The following is a 19571-nucleotide window of genomic DNA, read 5'->3' as shown; positions in this document are numbered from 1 at the left end:
CATAGGCTGACTGATACACCGCCATCGGGAGCAAGCCCCCTCCCACATTTTTTGGATCTCCACCGGTTTCAGAGGCCGGTGATCAGGTGTACCACTCCTCCCGCCAACACCATCACACCCGGCACACCTGCCGCTTTCAAAGCCGCCTCATCCAGCCGCCCCGCATCCTGCAATTGCACCCTCACCCGCGTCAGCGCCACCCGCCGCTGCGACTTGAGATTATCCGCCCCACCCAACGCGCTCAGCACCTCAGCCGACAACAAACCCGGCGCCGCTACGGTCTCGGCAATCAAGTCCGGCGTCAGAGCCTTCCAGAACGCCTGCTTCAATTTATCCAACATGCTCATTTCTCCAGCACAGGTGAAGTTTCAACGGTAGCCGCGTGATATTCGCGCAAGGCCTCGCGTACCTGGACAGCTTCTTCCAGGCCCAGTACCTGGCGGGCGATGGTCTGGCAGTCGGCCAGGTCCAGCTCGCGCACGGTGGCTTTGATGGTGGGGATCAGCGGCACACTGACCGACAACTCATCCACGCCCAGCCCGATCAACACCGGCACCGCCAGCGCTTCGGAGGCCAGTGCACCGCATACACCCACCCACTTGCCATGGGCGTGGGCGGCCTTGACGGTGGTGGCGATCAGGCGCAGCACCGCCGGGTGAAAGCTGTCGGCCTGGCTGGCCAGGCGCGGGTGATCACGGTCCATGGCCAGGGTGTATTGGGTCAGGTCGTTGGTGCCGATGGAGAAGAAATCCACATGGGGCGCAAACACATCGGCCATCAGGGCCGCCGACGGCACCTCGATCATGATGCCCAGTTTGGGCAACTCGCTGAGCCCAAGGACCCAGGCTTCTTCTTCCAGAATCTGGCGGGCCAGGTGCAGCTCCGACAGCAGGCTGATCATCGGCAACATGATATGCAGGCGTGCCAGCCCGGCACTGGCGAGGATCGCGCGCAACTGTTCACGCAACAGTTCCGGGCGCTCCAGGCACAGGCGTATGCCGCGCAGGCCCAGGAACGGGTTGGTTTCACTGTCCATCGGCACGTACGCCAGGGGTTTATCGCCGCCGACGTCCAGGGTGCGCACCACCAGATTGCGCTCGGTGCCCAGGGCTCGGGCGATGGCGCTGTAGGTGGCGGCCTGCTCATCCACGCTTGGGGCGCGATTGCGATCCAGGTACAAAAACTCCGAGCGCAGCAGGCCGACGCCTTCGCCCCCGAGGGCCAGGGCTTGCTCCACCTCCTGCAACGAAGCGACGTTGGCGGTCACCTCGACGTGATGGCCGTCGCGGGTAATCGCAGGCACTGACGCCTGCGCCACGTCACGCTGGCGTCGCAGCACGTGCTGCTTACGCGCAGCTTCCAGCTGTTCGATCTCGACCAGGTTGGGGTTCAGGTGCAACTCGCCTTTGTCGGCATCGAGCAGGACCTGTTTGCCATTGGCCAGCGCCAGCACTTCAAGCCCGACCCCGCATATGGCAGGCAGGCCCAGGGCCCGCGCCAGGATCGCGACATGGCTGGTCGCCCCGCCGCCGACGGTGACAAACCCCAGCACCTTTTGGGGATCGAGGCTGGCGGTTTGCGAAGGCGTCAGTTGCTCGGCGACCAGGATCGCGCGGTCGGGCAGGTCCCAGGCGCGGTCTTGAATTCCGAGGATCAGCCTCAGCACACGCTGGCCGACATCCGCGAGGTCCGCCGCACGTTCGGCCAACAGGGCATTGCCCAGGTTCTGGAACAGCTGGGCAGTGGCGACCGTGGCGCTGTTCCAGGCAAATGCGGCGCTCTTGCCTTCGGCCAGCAGGCCGTGGGCTTGTTCCAGCAGCGTCGGGTCTTCGAGCAATTCCTGATGGGCGCGGAAAATCTCCGCCTGGGCACTGCCTGCCGCCTGGGTTTGCAGGGCTTGCAGCGCTTCGGTTGCAACCAGCAAGCCACGGTCCAAAGCGCCGCGCTCGAACGCCTCGCCAGCGCCCTGTTCAGTCACCTTCAGCTCGGGCTCAGCAACCTGGACCACCTGGCCAAACGCCGATCCCGGCGATGCGCAAACGCCTCGCAGCAGCGTCGCCGACGATACCGGCACGGGCGCTTCAAGCTGTGCAGCCGGCGCCGCAATGGCCTCGCCGCAGCCTTCAAGCAACAGCGCGACCAGAGCTTGGATCGCCGCCTCGGCATCGTCACCGGCCGCACTCACTTGCAAGGTATCGCCCTGCACGGTTTGCAGCGCCATGATCGCCACCAGCGACTTGGCGTTGGCACTCTGGGTTTGCTTGTGCAGGTAAATGCTCGCGTTAAAACCTTTCGCGGCTTGTGCAAACACGGCGGCCGGGCGCGCGTGTAAACCGTTGGCGTTGGGTAAGGTCAACGGCTTTGAGAAGCGTGCATCGCCCTCCTCCTCATCGGCCTCCTCTACCCGGTTGCCGGGCGCTACCTGCAACACCGGCTGGCCCCGTTCCACCAGGCCGCTTGCCAACGGCGTGAACGGCTCGCCGCTGACCACCAGCATCAAGGTCAGCAAACTGCGTGCGTGGAGTGCCACATAGTCGGCATCGAATTCGATCAAGGCTTGCCCGGCTTCTACCCGCTGGCCTTCCTCGACCAGGCGGGTGAAGCCCTTGCCGGCCAGGCTCACGGTGTCCAGGCCGATATGCATCAGCACCTGCACGCCGTTGTCGTCGGTGACGCTGACCGCATGCCCACTGTCCTGGATATTGCTGATCACCCCGGCCAGGGGGGCGCACAGGGTCTGCGAGGTGGGATCGATGCACAGGCCGTCGCCGATCATGCGGCTGGCGAACACCGGGTCAGGCACCTTGTCCAGTGCCAGCAGCACGCCGGACAAGGGCGCCAGCAGTTCCAGGGGTTGAGTTGCGGTCATGACGTCACCTGCTGTTTTGTTCTGTAAAGATCCTTGGGTGGATGCCTATCCCATGGATGACTTATTTCCACCAGTATTCAACCTGCACGCCAACGTTCGACCCATGCCGCGCGGTGCCATAGGCGCCGGTGTCGGACAACGCCGAGCCCGCCGCCAGTTCATTCGCTGCACGCTTGGCCGCTTCGTTCCAGGTCGCATAGGTGTAGTACAAACGCACTTCCGGCCGCGCCCAGAAATCCGGGCCGTTGGGCGACCAGGTCGGGGCAAAGGTAAATTTGCTCAGCTTGCGCGTGCCGCCGGTGGCATCGACCTGATCATGCCCAAGCTCGGTGACCAACTTGAATTGTTCGCTGATCGCATACGCAGGGCGCACGCCGATGGACATCCAGGTCTGGTCCTGGCTGCCGGGGCGAATATCCTTCTGGTACACCGCCTCGATCTGCCCACCAAAACGCGGGGTCACCTGCCAGTCGAAGAACTCCACGGCGCGATAACTTTTGCTGCTGTTATCCAGGAAGGTATTGCCGGTGTAGCCCAGGCCGGTGCCGGGGCCTTCGCCGTACTGCAAAGCGAATTTGTTCTTGCCGCCCAGGAAGTTTTTTTGCACATGCTGCGCGGTGAGCGCCCAGCCGCTGTGGGTGTCGCGCCCGCCGGCCTTTTCGATATGGCTCAAGCCCAGCTCCAGCTCGCCGCCGGGGTTGGTCTTGAAGCCCGCGACGTTGAAGTCGTGACGGGTGGCGTATTCCTTCTGGTACAGGTTGTCCTTGCGCGAAATGGCGTAGCTGTACTTGAGGTCGCCGATCAGCACGTCCTCGATACCGCCGCCGGTGGCGCTCTGGTTCCAGTAGTAGAAGTCGGAAATATGGATGTCATTGCGTTTGTAGTAACGCCGACCGGCCCACAGCGAACCGCCATTGAGGGCAGGCAGGTTCGACCACTGCGCATACATCTGCGGCATGCGCGCCGAGCCGTTGTCTTCGCCCTGGAATTTAAGGGCGCGGTCGTATTGGTTGTACAGCGACGCCATGGCGTCGACGCTGAGCACCGAGCCATCGTCGAGGGTCAGCAGGTCCTGACGCAGTTCCAGTTCGGCGTACTGCTCGCATTCGTTGCCCAGTCGGTATTTGGTTTGCGCCCCCGGCAACTGGAAACATTGCTGCTTGCCACTGCCTGTCGACGTCCCCGCGCCGCTGCGCAAGTAACCGGCAAATTCCAGGGCCTGCGCGCCGAATGGCAGGCTCAGGCAGGATGCAACGAGGCCCAGCTTTATTGTTGTTTTCATGAATGCTCCTTCTATTTTTATTGTTTTATTACTGTCCTTGCACGACACGATTCCCTGTAGGAGCGAGCTTGCTCGCGAAGAACGCCAACGATTACGCAGCGATACTGGTTTAACGCGGCGCTCTCAGGTTTTTCGCGAGCAAGCTCGCTCCTACAGGGGGCGTATCAATCGATCAGGTGCAGCACGAACGATTCGTAGGGACGCAAGACGACCGTGGCCGAGCGTCGCGGGCAGTCGGGGTAGTTGCTGATCAGCAGGCGTTGCTCGGTCGCGGCGTCGATCACGTCGCCAGGTAGCTGGACCTCACAGGGCTGGCCATAGAAGTTGTTCAGCACCAGCAGGCGCTCGCCGTGGCCTTCGCGCAGGTACGCCCAGACCTGCAAATGGTCTTGCAGCAGTTGGCGGTAAACCCCCTCTTGAATCAGCGGTTCGTGACGGCGCAGGGCGATCAGTGCGCGGTAGTGATGCAGCACGGAGTCGGGATCGTCGCGCTGGTGTTCAACGTTGATCTGCGCGGCATTCGCCGGGAGGCTGATCCAGGGCTCGCCGCTACTGAAACCCGCATTCGGCTGCGCGTTCCACTGCATCGGCGTACGGCCGTTGTCGCGGGACTTCTGCATGATCGCCGCCATGCTCGCCGCTTCGGATTCACCGGCATCGCGCTTGAGGCGGAAGATGTTCAGGGTCTCCACATCGCGGTACTGATCGATGCTGTCAAAGCCCGGATTGGTCATGCCCAGTTCTTCGCCCTGGTACACGAACGGCGTGCCCTGGAGGAAGTGCAGCGCGGTGGCGAGCATCTTGGCCGAGACCACGCGATGCTCACCGTCGTCACCAAACCGCGAGACCACCCGGGGTTGATCGTGGTTACACCAGAACAGCGCGTTCCAGCCGCCACCGGCCTGCATGCCCAGTTGCCAGTCGGAGAGGATCTGCTTGAGTTGCAGGAAGTCGAAGTCAGCCTTCACCCACTTCTGCAGGTTCGGGTAATCGACTTTCAGGTGATGAAAGTTGAAGGTCATCGACAGCTCTTTCGACTCTGGCCGCGAGTAGCGAATGCAATGCTCAAGGCTGGTGGACGACATCTCGCCGACGTTGATCAGGTCATGGCCTTCAAAGACTTCGCGGTGCATCTCCTGCAGGTATTCATGCACGTTCGGGCCGTCGGTGTAGAAGCGGCGGCCGTCGCTGCTGTCTTCGGGGAAATCGGCGGGCTTGGAGATCAGGTTGATCACGTCCAGGCGGAAACCGCCCACACCCTTGTCACGCCAGAAGCGCATCAGCTTGAACACCTCGGCACGCACCTGGGGGTTGTCCCAATTGAGGTCGGCCTGGGTGTGGTCGAACAGGTGCAGGAAGTACTGGCCGGTTTGCGCCTCGTATTCCCAGGCCGAACCGCCGAACTTGGACTCCCAGTTGTTCGGCTGGTCGCGCCAGATGTAGAAGTTGCGGTAGGGGTTGTCGAGGCTGCTGCGCGCCTGCTGGAACCACTCATGCTCGATGGACGTGTGGTTGACCACAATGTCGAGCATCAGCTTGATGCCACGCTTGGCCGCTTCGCTGATCAGCAAGTCGCAGTCGGCCATGGTCCCGTAGCTGGGGTCGATGGCGTAGTAGTCGCTGATGTCGTAGCCGTTGTCCCGTTGCGGCGAGCGCAGGAACGGGGTGATCCACAGGCAATCCACGCCCAGCCATTTGAGGTAGTCGAGTTTGTCCACGATGCCCAGCAGGTCACCGGTGGCGTTACCCGCGTGGCTGTGGAAGCTCTTGGGGTAGATCTGGTAGATCACCGAGTGTTGCCAGTCTTGCATGGTGGGTTCCTTCAGTAGAGTTTTGTGCTGGCCTCTCGGGCCTCGATGGCGATTGATCAGGCGACGCGATAACCCGGCCGAACAATCTTCATGCTCAACGCACAGGTCAGTACAAACGGCACGACCATCGCGATGACCATCCCGAGCACAAACATCGCGATGGATTGCGGCACGATCGAGATAAACCCAGGTAAACCACCGACGCCGATGGCCGAGGCCTGCACCTTGTTCAGCGACAGGAAAATGCTGCCCAGCGCCGAGCCCACCAGGGCCGCGTAAAACGGAAACTTGAAGCGCAGGTTCACCCCGAACATCGCCGGTTCCGTGATGCCGAAGTAGGCGGAAATCGCCGAGGTCGAGGCCATGCTTTTATCCCGCGCATTGCGGGTGGTGTAGAACACCGCGAGCGCGGCGCTGCCCTGGGCCAGGTTGGACATCACGATCATCGGCCAGATAAACGTGCCGCCCTGGGTGGAGATCAATTGCAGGTCCACGGCGAGGAACATGTGGTGCATGCCGGTGATCACCAGCGGCGCATACAGCAGGCCGAAAATCGCTCCGCCGACCATCGGCGCCAGGTCAAACAGGGTGACCACGCCTTCGGTGATCAGGATGCCGAGGTGACGGGTCACCGGGCCGATGATCGCCAACGCGAGCACGCCGGTGACGACGATGGTGGTGATTGGCACGACCAGCAATTGAATGGCGTTGGGCACACGAGCGCGCAGCCATTTCTCGATGACGCTCATGACATACGCCGCCATCAGGATCGGCAGGATCTGCCCCTGGTAGCCGACTTTCTCAATCTTGAACCAACCGAAAATATCGAAGTACGGCAGGCTCTGGCCGTCGAGCCCGGCGACCGCCTTGCCGTAGTTCCAGGCATTGAGCAGATCGGGATGCACCAGCATCAGGCCGAGCACGATGCCGAGGATTTCACTGCCGCCAAAGCGCTTGGCCGCCGACCAACCCACCAACGCCGGCAGGAACACGAACGAGGTGTTGGCCATCAGGTTGATCAGGCTCCACAGGCCATCCAGGTTCGGATACGCCTCCAGCAGCGTCTGGCCCTCGATGAACATGCCCTTGGCGCCCATCAGGTTGTTCACGCCCATCAGCAGGCCGGCGATGATCAACGCGGGCAGGATCGGCATGAACACATCGGAGAACACCCGTACCAGGCGCTGCATGGCGTTGGTCTTGTCGGCGCCCTTCTTCTTCACGTCGGCGATGGTGGCGGCGGCGAGGCCGGTCTGTTCGCGCAGGGCGGCGTAGACCTTTTCCACTTCGCCGGGGCCGATCACCACCTGGAACAAACCGCCGGTGAAGAACGAGCCCTTGACCAGATCGACCTGGTTCAACGCGCTGTTGTTGACCAGGCTCGGATCCTTGAGCGCCAGGCGCAGGCGGGTCACGCAGTGGGCAGCTTGCTCAAGGTTGTCGCTGCCCCCGAGGTGCTCGAGGATCTCGCGGGCAATGTTGGAATAGTCGTGGCTCATGCTTGGTTTCCACTTTGATTTTTTTTATTGGGGGCAGTCATTGGCAGCACGCCGAAGGCAAAAGTACTCGTACAGACGAGTTAAAGCAACAACTCGTCTGTACGAGTTTGATTTTGTTTATTCCCTGCAGGACACCGCTGCGCTGCAAGCCGCAGAAATCCATGGGTCTAATGGACAAACTCCCGCTCTGCCTCTAAGGTTCCTGCCTTGAACGCCAACGCGGCACAGAGCCCTATCCATGAGCAAATACAACCAGATCTATACCGATCTGCTTGCCAGCATCACCACCGAACGCCTGCAACGCGGCACGCGCCTGCCCTCCGAAACCGAATTGATGGACAGCTACCAGGCCAGCCGAGGCACCGTGCGTCGCGCCATCGAGCAACTGCAGGAACGTGGGTTTGCGCAAAAGATCCACGGCAAGGGCACCTTCGTGCTCTCGCCCAACCCGATTGAGTTCCAACTCGGCGGCATCGTCAGCTTTCACGAAACCCACGCCGACCTGGGCGATGACGTACGCACCGAAGTGGTCGAATTCACCCAGCTCCCCCTGGAAGGCCCATTGTTGCAACACATCGAGGCCGAACCCGGCAGCCTCATCACACGCATCAAACGGGTACGGCGCATCGGCGGCAAACGGGTGATCCTCGACATCAACCACTTCGTCGCCGACCTGATCCCAGGCCTGGACCAGGCGATCGCCGAACAGTCGATCTACGCCTTCATCGAGCAGACCTTGCAACTGCAGATCAGCTACGCCCAGCGCACCATCGAAGCGCTGCCCCGCAGCAAGGACGACCAGGCACACCTGGACCTCGACGGCCAAAGCCATGTGATCGTGGTGAGCAACCAGACGTTTTTGCAGGATGGGCGGCAGTTCGAGTACACCGAGTCGCGGCATACGTTGGATAAGTTTTACTTCTCCGATATCGCCAGGCGCTAACTATCTACCCATCGCCCGTCTAAACGGCTTGGCATGCTCGGCTCTTCCCCCTTAAGGAGAGCAGCATGCCGCTTGCCGACACCTCCCCCGCCGCTCAGCAACAACTCAGGGCCCTGGCGCCCATCGTGCTGGATGCGTGCCCGAACATGCAGAGGATGGCCATCGAGGCCGCCCGCGAGATTCTCGCAAAACACGGTCTGGCGACCCTGGATCCCGATCACGTGCACTGGCACCGCTTCACCGGCGGTGTCGGTGACCCGGCGACGTTTACGGGCTGGAGCCACAACGAAAAACCCCAGGCGTCGATGACGCTGACGCAGCTGGTCATTCACCGCTTCGAGGTACATGACCAGGACAATGCCGACCTGCTCGACGGTGATGGTGGCTTTTATCGCGAGGGTGCCGAGGCACGGTTATTCGATCAGCATAACGAAGTGCGGCTGTCCGCCAGCGCGGTGCTCAAGGACTTCTGGGCGATCAATTTCAGCGATCGCTACACCACGCGCATGGATGCATTCTGGAGCGCTCACTTCGATGATTTTCGCACCCTGGCCAAGGTCAACTGCCTGGCCGAGGCCCTGCAAGCACGACAGGCCGGGGATCTCACCACGTCGCAGTTGCAGACGGTGATTCGGGCCCTGGCCAGCAATCTGTGCTGGCCCCCAACCCTGTCCAACCTGCAGGCCAAGGCCACTTCAGCCGGCGGGCTGCGTGTGGCGGCGCTGGATATCGGTGGACATACCGCCACGGATATCCTGCGCATCGTCGACGGCGATGGGCGGCAAATCCTTTATGTACCAGGCGAGTCACAGGCCTTCCACTGTTTCGAGACCCCTGCCGACCTGCATTTCTGGCTGCTGAACCAGACCAGCCACCCGGATAACCGCGCCCGCTTCATGACCCATTTCCCGCTGTCGGCGCAGATCCAGCAGGACGACACCGCTGCCGTGACGTGGAAACAGATGCTGCTCACCCCCGTGCTGATCTATCGCACCGCCCAGGCCCTGGCGGGTACCCTGCCGCCGGACTGGGTGGACAAGGGCCTGTCCCACCAACTCGACCAGTTGTTTGTCGACTGGGGCACCTGGGACCACCGCCTGATCAATCAAGCCGACCAGGCCATCGAGGACGATGCCTTTACCTGGCTGGCGCAATCGAGTCAGACGCGCATGCGCAATGACGCGGATTTTTCCCTGCGCAGCAATGGCGACCTGCGCAAGAAACTCTGGATCGGCTACCTGAACGCCTTTGGCAAAACCTTTGGCCCGATGGCCGTGGTCGGCTGGCCGGTGGCGTTGGTGGTCGTGGGGGCCAGTGCGGCAAATCTTGGCCTGAACATCGACCAGGCCATCAACGGCAAGACCCCGGCCGAACGCCACGCCGGGGAGCTGGGCGCGGTATTCAGTGCCATCGATACGCTGTTTAACCTGGCACTGTTGAAAGCCGACGGGGTCATGCCCGATATCGCCGAAGCGGCCGACACCCTCGCAGTGGAGCCCATTGAGTTGACGCCGCCCACAGCGCCCGCCAGCGCACCGCCGGTGCCTGAGCCTGCGGTACCTGCCACCTACCAGGCCAACCTGATACTGGAAGGAGAACACCTGGATACCGCCCCCGGAAAATTCCAGCAGGTCTATAGCCTGCGGACCTCCGACGGCATGCCTCAGCAAGCCATCCTGATGAACGATCAAGCCTATTACGTGCGCTACGAAGCCGCCCCCAACGGTCGTGGGCATTGGGCGATTGTCGACCCGAACAACCCCCATGGCTTTTCCGGCGCGCTGCCGGTGCGCCTGAACGAACTCAACGAATGGGAACCTGTGCCCCACAGCAACGGGTTGAAAGGCGGCGGGGGAAACTCCAGCAAAAGCGCCCGGGGGCCGGCCCCCTCGCGGGTCCCGCCACCGCCACAAGCGATGACCACGCCACCCCACTCGCTGCGCAGGGTGACCAGCCCCTTCGATACCCCGCCATCCACCCGCCCGGAAGTGAAACGCTGGGCAATGGGCCTCACTGAAACCCATGTTCACAGCCGCTTCGGCCGTATTGACCGCTTCACCTACTACTTCGGCGAAACGCACCGCAAACTGCTGCAATCGGCGCAAGACTTCTACAAGGAACTGTCCTGGACCCGCCTGCCACCTCGTCCGGACATCCCCACCTTTGAACCGACAACGGCCTTCGAAGAAGTCCTCGAACGCCTGCCCGAAGACCTACCGGGCTACGTCATCGGCGAAACCCTGGACCGTATCAGCAGCACCCGCCTGCTGATCAACAACATGCCGCTCTTCGCGCGCAAGGGCGTGAAAACCCTGTATATGCGGCGCCTGCTCAACGACTTCGCCCAGGATGATCTGAACCACTACTTCCAGACCGGCAAGATGCCGGAGGACCTGGAAAGCTACCTTGGCAAGCTGGGCACCGATCCATCCGGGCAGTTCAATGAACTGGAACTGGTCAAGACCGCCAGGGCCAATGGCATACGCGTGCAGGCTATCGATTGCGCAGCCCATTACAAATACCCCACCCCTATCGCCGATCTTTCAGAGCAGGTGATGAGCAATTACCTCGCCCACCTCCTTATCCAAGCCGACATAGCGCTGAACGGCGGCGGTAAATGGCTGGTACTGACCGGGGCCAGAAACATCAATACCTTTAATGGATTCGCCGGTCTCAGTGAACTGGAAGGAGGTATCGGGCTGCGTATAGAAGAGGTCTTTCCGGGGCAAGGCAACGAGGTGCGTATCGACCCCGGCATCGCCATTGATCGCGACAACGCCCCCAGTCATGAAAGCGTCGGCGACAGCTTCGACACCTTGAATGCCGACCTACGCGTACAAGTGGAAGCCCCGCCGGTGCACAGGACGCTGGAGCAACAGCAGCGACTGCTGTTTCGCAAGGGCATGTACCTGATCGACAAAAACCAGGGCAACTACACCCTGCGGCACCACAGCAGAGACAGGGGCATCGTTGCGACCCCCATCAATCGACTGGCCGACGGCAGCTTTTACATCGACCGCCCGGCCTGGGCAGGCGTGCATGACATACGGTTCCCCACGCTGGAACAGCTGTCCAGCGCCCTTACCAATATGGGCATGAGCCTGCAAAGTCGGCTTCCTGCCTGACAGGCAATAAAAAACCTGGCCGAGGCCAGGTTTTTTACTCACTCAACGCAGGCCATTCAGGCTCGCCTTGCTTATTCCCACTCAATCGTCGCCGGCGGCTTGCTCGACACGTCATAAGTAACGCGCGAAATACCTTCGATCTCATTGATGATACGGCCGCTGACGGTTTCCAGCAGTTCGTACGGCAGGTGTGCCCAACGGGCGGTCATGAAGTCGATGGTTTCCACGGCACGCAGGGCCACGACCCAGGCGTAACGACGGCCATCGCCTACAACGCCTACGGACTTAACCGGCTGGAACACCACGAACGCCTGGCTGACCTTGTGGTACCAGTCGGCCTTGCGCAGTTCTTCGATGAAGATGTGGTCGGCACGGCGCAGCAGGTCGGCGTATTCCTTTTTCACTTCACCGAGGATGCGCACGCCCAGGCCCGGGCCGGGGAATGGATGGCGGTAGACCATATCGTACGGCAGGCCCAGTTCCAGGCCAAGACGGCGGACTTCGTCCTTGAACAGTTCGCGCAGTGGTTCTACCAGCTTGAGGTTCATCTCCTCAGGCAGGCCACCCACGTTGTGGTGGGACTTGATCACGTGGGCCTTGCCGCTCTTGGCACCGGCCGACTCGATCACGTCGGGGTAGATGGTGCCCTGGGCGAGGTACTTGATGTTGTCCAGCTTGTTGGACTGGGCATCGAATACGTCGATGAAAGTGCGGCCGATGATCTTGCGCTTCTTCTCCGGGTCGGATTCGCCGGCCAGGTTGTTCAAGAACTGCTCTTCGGCGTTGGCGCGGATCACCTTGACGCCCATGTTCTCGGCGAACATGGCCATTACCTGCTCGCCTTCGTGCAGGCGCAGCAGGCCGTTGTCGACGAACACGCAGGTCAGTTGGTCGCCGATGGCCTTGTGCAGCAGCGCAGCGACCACGGAGGAGTCAACGCCGCCGGACAGGCCGAGCAGCACGTTGTCGGTGCCGACCTGGGCGCGTACGTTGGCGATCGCGTCTTCAGCGATTTTCGACGGGGTCCACAGGGCTTCACACTCGCAGATGTCGAGAATGAAGCGCGACAGGATGCGCCCGCCTTGCTTGGTGTGGGTCACTTCCGGGTGGAACTGCACGCCGTAGTAACGACGCTCGTCGCTGAACATGCCAGCGATCGGGCAGCTCGGGGTGCTGGCCAGGATGTGGAAGTCTTCCGGCATCCTGGTGACCTTGTCACCGTGGCTCATCCATACGTCGAGGCCGAACAGGCCATCGGCGTCGATGTGGTCTTCGATGCCGTCCAGCAGGCGGCTCTTGCCGACCACGTCGACACGGGCATAACCGAATTCACGCAGCTCGGAACCTTCAACCTTGCCGCCCAGTTGCTCGGCCATGGTCTGCATGCCGTAGCAGATACCAAAGACAGGAACGCCCAGGTCGAACACGGCTTGCGGGCAACGCGGGCTGTTGGCTTCGTGCACGGACTCGGGGCCACCGGCGAGGATGACGCCTTTCGGTGCGAATTCGCGGATCGCTTCGTCATCCATGTCGAACGGGTGCAGTTCGCAGTACACGCCGATTTCACGCACGCGGCGGGCGATCAGTTGGGTGTACTGGGAACCGAAGTCGAGGATCAGGATGCGGTGGGCGTGAATGTCGAGGGCCATGAAGTCAGTCTCGTCTAATGAATCAGAAACAACTCGGGGCTGAAGAACAGCCCCGGTTACTTAACATTTTGCTGGAAGCCTCAACCTACGCGGTAGTTTGGCGCTTCCTTGGTGATCTGCACGTCGTGGACATGGGATTCAGCCATGCCCGCGCCGGTGATCCGCACGAACTCTGGCTTGGTGCGCATTTCTTCGATGTCGGCGCTGCCGGTGTAGCCCATCGAGGAACGCAGGCCGCCCATCAGTTGATGGATGATGGCGCTCAGGGTGCCCTTGTACGGCACACGGCCTTCGATGCCTTCCGGCACGAGCTTCTCGGCGCCTGCCGAGGAGTCCTGGAAGTAACGGTCGGAAGAGCCTTGCGCCTGGGACATGGCGCCCAGCGAACCCATGCCGCGGTAAGCCTTGTAGGAACGGCCCTGGAACAGTTCGATCTCGCCCGGCGCTTCTTCGGTACCGGCGAACATCGAGCCCATCATTACGCAGGAAGCACCGGCAACGATGGCCTTGGACAGGTCACCGGAGAAACGGATGCCGCCGTCGGCGATCAACGGTACGCCAGTGCCTTCAAGGGCCGCGGCGACGTTGGCGATGGCGCTGATTTGCGGCACGCCCACACCGGCAACGATACGCGTGGTGCAGATCGAGCCAGGGCCGATACCGACCTTGACCGCATCGGCACCGGCTTCGGCCAGGGCCTTGGCGGCCGCGCCGGTGGCAATATTGCCGCCGATCACCTGCACCTCAGGGAAGTTCTGCTTGACCCAGCGAACGCGGTCGATCACGCCTTTGGAGTGACCGTGGGCAGTGTCGACCACTACCACGTCAACGCCGGCAGCCACCAGGGCCGCCACGCGGTCGCCAGTGTCTTTGCCGGTACCGACCGCAGCGCCGACGCGCAGACGACCTTGGTCATCCTTGCTGGCCAGCGGGTAAGCTTTGGCTTTTTCGATGTCATTGACGGTCATCATCCCTTTGAGGGCGAATTTGTCGTCGACGATCAGCACGCGCTCGATGCGGTGCTTGTGCAGCAGTTCGCGCACGTCGTTCTTGTCGGCGCCTTCCTTGACAGTCACGAGGCGCTCTTTAGGCGTCATCACTTCGCGGACGGTGACTTCAAGACGGTTCTCGAAACGCACGTCACGGGAAGTGACGATGCCGACCAGGTCGCCATCGTGCAGTACCGGAACGCCGGAGATGTTGTGCAGGCGAGTCAGGTCGAACAGGTCACGCACGGTAGCGTCGGCTTCGATGGTGATCGGATCCTTCACCACACCGGCTTCGTAACGCTTGACCTTGCGCACTTCGGCAGCTTGCTGCTCGATGGTCATGTTCTTGTGGATGATGCCGATGCCGCCTTCCTGGGCCATGGCGATTGCCAAACGGGCTTCGGTGACGGTGTCCATGGCAGCGGAAACCAGGGGAATATTCAGCTCGATGCCACGGGTTAGGCGGGTCTTGAGACTGACTTCGTTAGGAAGCACCTCGGAATAACCGGGCACTAGGAGAATGTCGTCGAATGTCAGAGCTTCTTGGCTGATACGCAGCATCGCGGGGGCTCCCGAGCGGGAAAATGGAAGCGCGCCATTATACTCAGACACCCCCCAGGTCTCAATGTAAAACTCTGACATATTTGGGAATAGTGATAGAAGGACTACAGCTCGACTTTGACCCAGCTGATCTTCTGGTCCAGCCAATCGGCGAATTCGTCGATAAAGCTCTGCTTGAACCCCGCCTCCGCCCAGTTGTTGAAGATGAACCCCAGGTTGGAAAACCCGCACGCCTGCAGGAACAAGAAACCGTTGATGTCATCTTCATGCCCACACAGCGGGCAGGTGAAGTTGTCGGTGTGGCCGGGCATCCAGTCTTCCAGGCTTTCGAACAGCGCCTCGCCGACTTCCTTGAGGCATTCCGGGCAGCCGGCCTCCTCGAGAAAGCCCTTGGCCGGGGTATAGATGCAGCGCTTGTAGATGATCTCCAGGCCGTTGACCGGCTCGTTGAACGGCAGCGCCTCGGGGTGCAGCACCACGGCGCGGGCGCCGTCGGCCAGGGCATAGGCCATGCGGTTGCCGGTGCGGCCACAGGTGGTCAGTTCTTCCTTGATGATGTTCTTGCGCACCAGCCACCGCACGATCGCCCGGGCGCGGGGTTCGTGGACGGGCAAGGTGGAGATTTTCGGGACAAGGATGCTTTGGGAATTCATGGGAGACCTGCGGCGTGGCTTCTGGCCTCATCGCGGACAAGCCCGCGATGAGGCCCGGGAGGACGGCAGCTTAATCCCTGAAGAAATCAGGTCAAGTGCTCAAGTACCGCCCAATCAACGCAATGCCACTGGCCAGCACCAACCACGTCACCAGCCGGACGAAGGCCTCACGGGACATGCGCATGGTCAGCCTGCGCCCACACCACAGCCCCAGGGCCATCGCCGGCAGCAGGCACAGCGCCAACATCAACAGCGGCCAGTCAGCATACACCCCGGCGATCAGGAACAGGCTCAGGCGCACCACCGTGCTGCAACTGATCAGCGCGCTTTGGGTGGCGCGCGCCGCGTCCTTGGGCAAGCGGCTGTTGAGGTAGATTGCATATAAAAAGCCACCACTGCCGAACAACGCACCGAACAACCCGCCTACGGTGCCCATGGGGATCGACCAGCCAGCGGCCAGCTGCGTTGGCCGGGTTTTCACCGCCAGGCTGTAGATCGCATAGGCGCTGATAAACAGCCCCATCAGCAGCAGCAACAGGTCCGAATGCAGGTTGAGCAGAAACACCACGCCCAGGGTGCAGCCAATCGCCATGCACGGCAGCAATCGCAGCAGCTCCGGCTTGTTCACGTCCCGGCGCGTTTGCAGCAGGCCGCCGAAGGCCGCGACGAAATCCAGCAGCACCAGCAGCGGGATGATCTTCGACAGCGGCATAAACACAATCAGGATCGGCCCCGCCACCAGCGCCGTGCCAAAACCGGCGATGCCGAACACGATATAGGCCACCACCACGCCCAGGCCGATCACCAGCCAATCCATACCACCAAACGACCACTGACTCATCAGCTCAACCGGGCTCATGGGTAATTCCTTATTGGAGATGACCATCACTTTAGCCATCGGTAAGGGATGCGACTAATATCTTCAAGGCCCTCCACCTATCTCGAAAAGGCATGACGTGTGATCTCCACCCGCCAACTGCGTTACTTCGTCGAAATCGCCGACAGCGGCAGCTTCAGTGCCGCCGCCGAACGTTTGTTCGTGGCGCAATCGGCCCTGAGCCGGCAGATCAAGGAGCTGGAAAACCAACTGCGAACCCCGCTGTTCGAACGCACCGCGCGCCAGCCGCGGCTGACTGCCGCCGGTGAAGCCTTCTATCCACGGGCGCGCAACCTGCTGGGCGAATTGCTCAAGGCCAGCCAGATGGCGACCCAAGTGGGCAACGGCGAATTGGGCACACTGCGCCTCAGCCATTCGAGCACCGTGCCGATGAGCGGGCCTTTACTGCAAGGCATCGGCACCTGGCTGGAGCGCTGCCCTGGGGTGTCGATGGATATCGGCAAACTGTCCTCCGAAGCGCAGCTGGAAGAAATCGCCGACGGTCGCCTGGAAGTCGGGGTGCTGCGTTTACCCGTGCTGCGCCAGCGCGAAGGTGTACGGGTCATGCCTTTATACAGCGAACCCCTGCTGCTGGCCGTGCCTGCGAGTCATGCGCTGGCACGCAGCCAGGCGCCCATCGAACTGGAGCAACTGAAAGACCAGGCGTTTATCTCGATCCCCCATCCCCAGCGTGGCGGCCTGAGTTATCTGTCGGCCGAACTGTGCATGCGTGCGGGATTTTTCCCCAAGGCCGCGCGAGTGATGTCACGCAAAACCACCCAGTTGCAGTTGATCCAGGCCGGTTTCGGTATAGCCTTTCTGCCAAAGTCCATGCAGGACATCGCCCCCGCCAACGTGCACTTTTTGCCCCTGGCCGACCCGGACTGCCTGAGCACCGTCGCCCTGGCCTGCCAGCAGTCACCGAGCGCGTTGGTGGAGCAGTTCTGTCAAACCCTGCACGAATGCCTATAAACTGCCGCCCATGATTAAAGATCCCTTTGCCCGCTTGGGCCTGGACCGCGAAGTCCTGACTGTCAGCCAGCTCAACGGCCGCGCGCGGGTGTTGCTGGAAGACGTGTTCACCAATATCTGGGTCGAAGGCGAGATCTCCAACCTCGCCCGCCCGGCCTCCGGCCATGTGTACTTCACCCTCAAGGACAGTGGCGCCCAGGTGCGTTGTGCGCTGTTTCGCAATAACGCCGCGCGGGTCCGCCAGGCGTTGAAGGATGGCCTGGCGGTGAAGGTACGCGGCAAGGTCTCGCTGTTCGAGGGCCGTGGCGACTACCAGTTGATCCTCGATACCGTGGAGCCGGCCGGTGATGGCGCGTTGCGCCTGGCCTTCGATGCGCTCAAGGAAAAGCTCAGCGCCGAAGGCCTGTTCAGCGCCGAGCGCAAGGTGCCGCTGCCGGCTCACCCGCGCCGCATCGGCATTATCAGTTCGCCCACGGGTGCGGTGATCCGCGACATCATCAGCGTGTTCCGTCGTCGCGCGCCCCAGGTGCAATTGACGTTGATCCCCACCGCCGTACAAGGCCGCGAAGCGATCCCGCAGATTGTGCGCGCGCTGAAGCTGGCGGATGCCCGTGGCTTTGACGCGCTGATCCTGGCCCGTGGCGGCGGTTCGCTGGAAGACCTCTGGTGCTTCAACGAAGAAGCCGTGGCGCGGGCAGTGGATGCTTGCGTGACGCCAATCGTCAGTGCCGTCGGCCATGAAACCGATGTGTCCATCAGCGATTTCGTTGCCGACGTACGCGCGCCCACACCTTCGGCGGCCGCTGAGTTGCTGGCCCCCGACGCCGGCAACCTGGTGCGCCAGGTCGAAAGCCTGCACCGCCGCCTGGTGATGCTGATGCGCAATCGCCTGACCCACGACCGCCTGCGCCTGGAAGGCATGGCCCGGCGCCTGCGGCACCCCGGCGAACGTCTGCGCCAGCAGGCCCAGCGCCTGGATGACCTGGATATGCGCCTGCGCCGCGCCTTCGAGCGCAGCCTCAATACCCGCCGCGAACGCCTGATCCGCCTGGAAACCCGTCTCGCCGGCCAGCATCCGGGGCGCCAGTTGGCCCTGCTGCGCCAGCGCCTGGACAGCCTTGCCGAACGCCTGCCCCGCGCCATGCGCGAAGGCCTCAAGGCGCGTCGCCTGCAACTGCAAAGCCAGGTGCAGACGTTGCACGTAGTCAGCCCGCTGGCAACCTTGGGCCGTGGCTACAGCATTTTGCTCGACGAGCGTGGCCAGGCCATCCGCAACGCCGCGCAGACCCACACCGGCCAGCGCCTCACCGCACGCCTCGGTGAAGGCCAATTGCAGGTGCGAGTGGAAGATAACCACCTGACCCCCGTCACCCTTTCGTTATTGGATTGATTGATGCCACGTTTCTTTAGTGTGTTGTTGCTGCTATGCCTCGCCGTTAACGCTCATGCCGATAGCTATATCAGCCGTACCTTGAACAAGCCGGTGCCCGGCGGCGTTGCGGTGGTTGAACTCGGCCCTTCGGCTACCGCGCCGAAAGCCACGTACCAGGGCAAACCCGTGCTGGTGGTGAAGGAGCAGGACAACTGGCTGGCGATTGTCGGCATCCCGCTGACGGTCAAGCCGGGCAACGAGCGCATCAGCAGCGGCGGGCGCAGCCTGCCGTTTATCGTCGGCTACAAGAAATACCCGGAACAGCGCATCACCCTGAAGAACAAAAGCCAGGTCAACCCCAACCCGGCGCAGCTCAAGCGCATCGAGGGCGAGTTGGCCGTGCAGCTCAAGGCCTATCGCAGTTTCAGCCCGAACCTGCCGAGCAACCTGGTGCTGGACAAACCGGTGAACGGGCCGCTGTCGAGCAAGTTTGGCGTACGCCGTTTCTTCAACGATGAAGAGCGCAATCCTCATTCGGGCCTGGACTTTGCCGTGCCGGCCGGTACACCGATCAAGACGCCGGCGAACGGTAAGGTGATTCTGACCGGCAACTACTTCTTCAATGGCAATACCGTGTTTGTCGACCACGGCCAGGGCTTTATCAGCATGTTCTGCCATATGTCGAAGATCGATGTAAAAGTCGGCGATCAATTGGTGCGCGGTACGGTGGTGGGCAAGGTCGGCTCGACGGGCCGTGCGACCGGGCCGCATATGCATTGGAATATCAGCCTCAATGACGCACGGGTCGATCCTGCGATATTTATCGGCGCCTTCCAGCCCTGATACGCGGCAGCGCATTCAGCCCGGTCTGGACGTTCAAAACCAACGGGTAGACCGGTCACTGACGGCCGCCCTCTTTCAACGACCACTGCGCCGAATTCGACACAGTGCGTCGCCATTCCTGCCTAT

14 protein-coding genes are annotated in these 19571 nt (G+C 61.8%); 5 read left to right on the top strand and 9 right to left on the bottom strand.

What is annotated here, in order from left to right; translation table 11 throughout:
- Positions 1 to 68: 68 nt before the first annotated feature.
- The 5 genes from V3W40_RS23975 to treP form a co-directional block, all read right to left on the bottom strand.
- A complete protein-coding gene (locus tag V3W40_RS23975) occupies positions 69 to 341 on the bottom strand; it encodes a PTS transporter subunit EIIB (protein ID WP_065924849.1) in 273 nt (90 codons plus the stop codon).
- Positions 342 to 343: 2 nt separating this feature from the next.
- The gene (gene ptsP, locus V3W40_RS23970; protein WP_330215753.1) at positions 344 to 2869 is read right to left on the bottom strand and encodes a phosphoenolpyruvate--protein phosphotransferase; all 2526 of its coding nucleotides are present in this window, start codon (positions 2867 to 2869) and stop codon (positions 344 to 346) included.
- 61 nt (positions 2870 to 2930) lie between these two features.
- Positions 2931 to 4151 (bottom strand): maltoporin, encoded by a 1221-nt coding sequence (locus V3W40_RS23965; protein WP_065947919.1) that lies wholly within the window; start codon positions 4149 to 4151, stop codon positions 2931 to 2933.
- Positions 4152 to 4315: 164 nt separating this feature from the next.
- The gene (gene treC, locus V3W40_RS23960) at positions 4316 to 5962 is read right to left on the bottom strand and encodes an alpha,alpha-phosphotrehalase (RefSeq protein WP_330215752.1); all 1647 of its coding nucleotides are present in this window, start codon (positions 5960 to 5962) and stop codon (positions 4316 to 4318) included.
- A gap of 56 nt (positions 5963 to 6018) precedes the next feature.
- Entirely contained in the window at positions 6019 to 7461 is a 1443-nt protein-coding gene (gene treP / locus V3W40_RS23955) for a PTS system trehalose-specific EIIBC component (protein WP_330215751.1), read from the bottom strand.
- Between the two features lie 238 nt (positions 7462 to 7699).
- On the opposite strand from treP, the gene treR reads away from it, so the two are divergent.
- Together treR and V3W40_RS23945 are read left to right on the top strand one after the other, a co-directional pair.
- Positions 7700 to 8404 (top strand): trehalose operon repressor, encoded by a 705-nt coding sequence (gene treR, locus V3W40_RS23950; protein ID WP_330215750.1) that lies wholly within the window; start codon positions 7700 to 7702, stop codon positions 8402 to 8404.
- A 65-nt stretch (positions 8405 to 8469) separates the two neighbouring features.
- Positions 8470 to 11529, top strand: a complete 3060-nt coding sequence (locus V3W40_RS23945) for a membrane-targeted effector domain-containing toxin (protein ID WP_330215749.1) — start codon at positions 8470 to 8472, stop codon at positions 11527 to 11529.
- Between the two features lie 71 nt (positions 11530 to 11600).
- Here the strand turns inward: V3W40_RS23945 and guaA are convergent, their stop codons facing one another.
- From guaA to V3W40_RS23925, 4 genes are all read right to left on the bottom strand, one after another.
- Positions 11601 to 13178, bottom strand: coding sequence for a glutamine-hydrolyzing GMP synthase (guaA, locus tag V3W40_RS23940; protein WP_027605430.1), 1578 nt, complete (start codon positions 13176 to 13178; stop codon positions 11601 to 11603).
- A gap of 80 nt (positions 13179 to 13258) precedes the next feature.
- Positions 13259 to 14728 (bottom strand): IMP dehydrogenase, encoded by a 1470-nt coding sequence (gene guaB, locus V3W40_RS23935; RefSeq protein ID WP_017478674.1) that lies wholly within the window; start codon positions 14726 to 14728, stop codon positions 13259 to 13261.
- Between the two features lie 104 nt (positions 14729 to 14832).
- A complete protein-coding gene (locus V3W40_RS23930; RefSeq protein WP_065924854.1) occupies positions 14833 to 15381 on the bottom strand; it encodes a sugar ABC transporter ATPase in 549 nt (182 codons plus the stop codon).
- Positions 15382 to 15472: 91 nt separating this feature from the next.
- Positions 15473 to 16240, bottom strand: coding sequence for a sulfite exporter TauE/SafE family protein (locus V3W40_RS23925; RefSeq protein ID WP_065947923.1), 768 nt, complete (start codon positions 16238 to 16240; stop codon positions 15473 to 15475).
- A 99-nt stretch (positions 16241 to 16339) separates the two neighbouring features.
- Here V3W40_RS23925 and V3W40_RS23920 point away from each other — a divergent pair, with 99 nt between their 5' ends.
- Genes V3W40_RS23920 through V3W40_RS23910 form a run of 3 tightly spaced genes read left to right on the top strand, consistent with a single transcriptional unit; the run spans position 16340 to position 19445 of the window.
- Positions 16340 to 17230, top strand: a complete 891-nt coding sequence (locus tag V3W40_RS23920) for a LysR family transcriptional regulator (protein ID WP_330215748.1) — start codon at positions 16340 to 16342, stop codon at positions 17228 to 17230.
- Between the two features lie 10 nt (positions 17231 to 17240).
- Positions 17241 to 18620: an exodeoxyribonuclease VII large subunit gene (gene xseA, locus V3W40_RS23915; RefSeq protein WP_065924857.1), complete on the top strand. Its 1380-nt coding sequence runs from the start codon at positions 17241 to 17243 to the stop codon at positions 18618 to 18620.
- A gap of 3 nt (positions 18621 to 18623) precedes the next feature.
- Positions 18624 to 19445 carry a M23 family metallopeptidase gene (locus V3W40_RS23910; RefSeq protein WP_074847583.1) on the top strand — a complete coding sequence of 274 codons (822 nt, stop codon included), beginning with the start codon at positions 18624 to 18626 and terminating at the stop codon, positions 19443 to 19445.
- Positions 19446 to 19571 lie beyond the last annotated feature (126 nt).

It is taken from the genome of Pseudomonas sp. AM8 (assembly GCF_036346475.1).
GTDB classification, from domain to species: domain Bacteria; phylum Pseudomonadota; class Gammaproteobacteria; order Pseudomonadales; family Pseudomonadaceae; genus Aquipseudomonas; species Aquipseudomonas marginalis.
Note: the sequence above shows the minus strand (reverse complement) of the source record. Positions and strands in the feature narration are given on the sequence as shown.

What these genes read in the sequence shown, in the direction of transcription:
- V3W40_RS23975 (WP_065924849.1), bottom strand. Translation starts at nt 341, where the DNA reads ATGTTGGATAAATTGAAGCAGGCGTTCTGGAAGGCTCTGACGCCGGAC.
- ptsP (WP_330215753.1), bottom strand. Translation starts at nt 2,869, where the DNA reads ATGACCGCAACTCAACCCCTGGAACTGCTGGCGCCCTTGTCCGGCGTG.
- V3W40_RS23965 (WP_065947919.1), bottom strand. Translation starts at nt 4,151, where the DNA reads ATGAAAACAACAATAAAGCTGGGCCTCGTTGCATCCTGCCTGAGCCTG.
- treC (WP_330215752.1), bottom strand. Translation starts at nt 5,962, where the DNA reads ATGCAAGACTGGCAACACTCGGTGATCTACCAGATCTACCCCAAGAGC.
- treP (WP_330215751.1), bottom strand. Translation starts at nt 7,461, where the DNA reads ATGAGCCACGACTATTCCAACATTGCCCGCGAGATCCTCGAGCACCTC.
- treR (WP_330215750.1), top strand. Translation starts at nt 7,700, where the DNA reads ATGAGCAAATACAACCAGATCTATACCGATCTGCTTGCCAGCATCACC.
- V3W40_RS23945 (WP_330215749.1), top strand. Translation starts at nt 8,470, where the DNA reads ATGCCGCTTGCCGACACCTCCCCCGCCGCTCAGCAACAACTCAGGGCC.
- guaA (WP_027605430.1), bottom strand. Translation starts at nt 13,178, where the DNA reads ATGGCCCTCGACATTCACGCCCACCGCATCCTGATCCTCGACTTCGGT.
- guaB (WP_017478674.1), bottom strand. Translation starts at nt 14,728, where the DNA reads ATGCTGCGTATCAGCCAAGAAGCTCTGACATTCGACGACATTCTCCTA.
- V3W40_RS23930 (WP_065924854.1), bottom strand. Translation starts at nt 15,381, where the DNA reads ATGAATTCCCAAAGCATCCTTGTCCCGAAAATCTCCACCTTGCCCGTC.
- V3W40_RS23925 (WP_065947923.1), bottom strand. Translation starts at nt 16,240, where the DNA reads ATGAGCCCGGTTGAGCTGATGAGTCAGTGGTCGTTTGGTGGTATGGAT.
- xseA (WP_065924857.1), top strand. Translation starts at nt 17,241, where the DNA reads ATGATTAAAGATCCCTTTGCCCGCTTGGGCCTGGACCGCGAAGTCCTG.
- V3W40_RS23910 (WP_074847583.1), top strand. Translation starts at nt 18,624, where the DNA reads ATGCCACGTTTCTTTAGTGTGTTGTTGCTGCTATGCCTCGCCGTTAAC.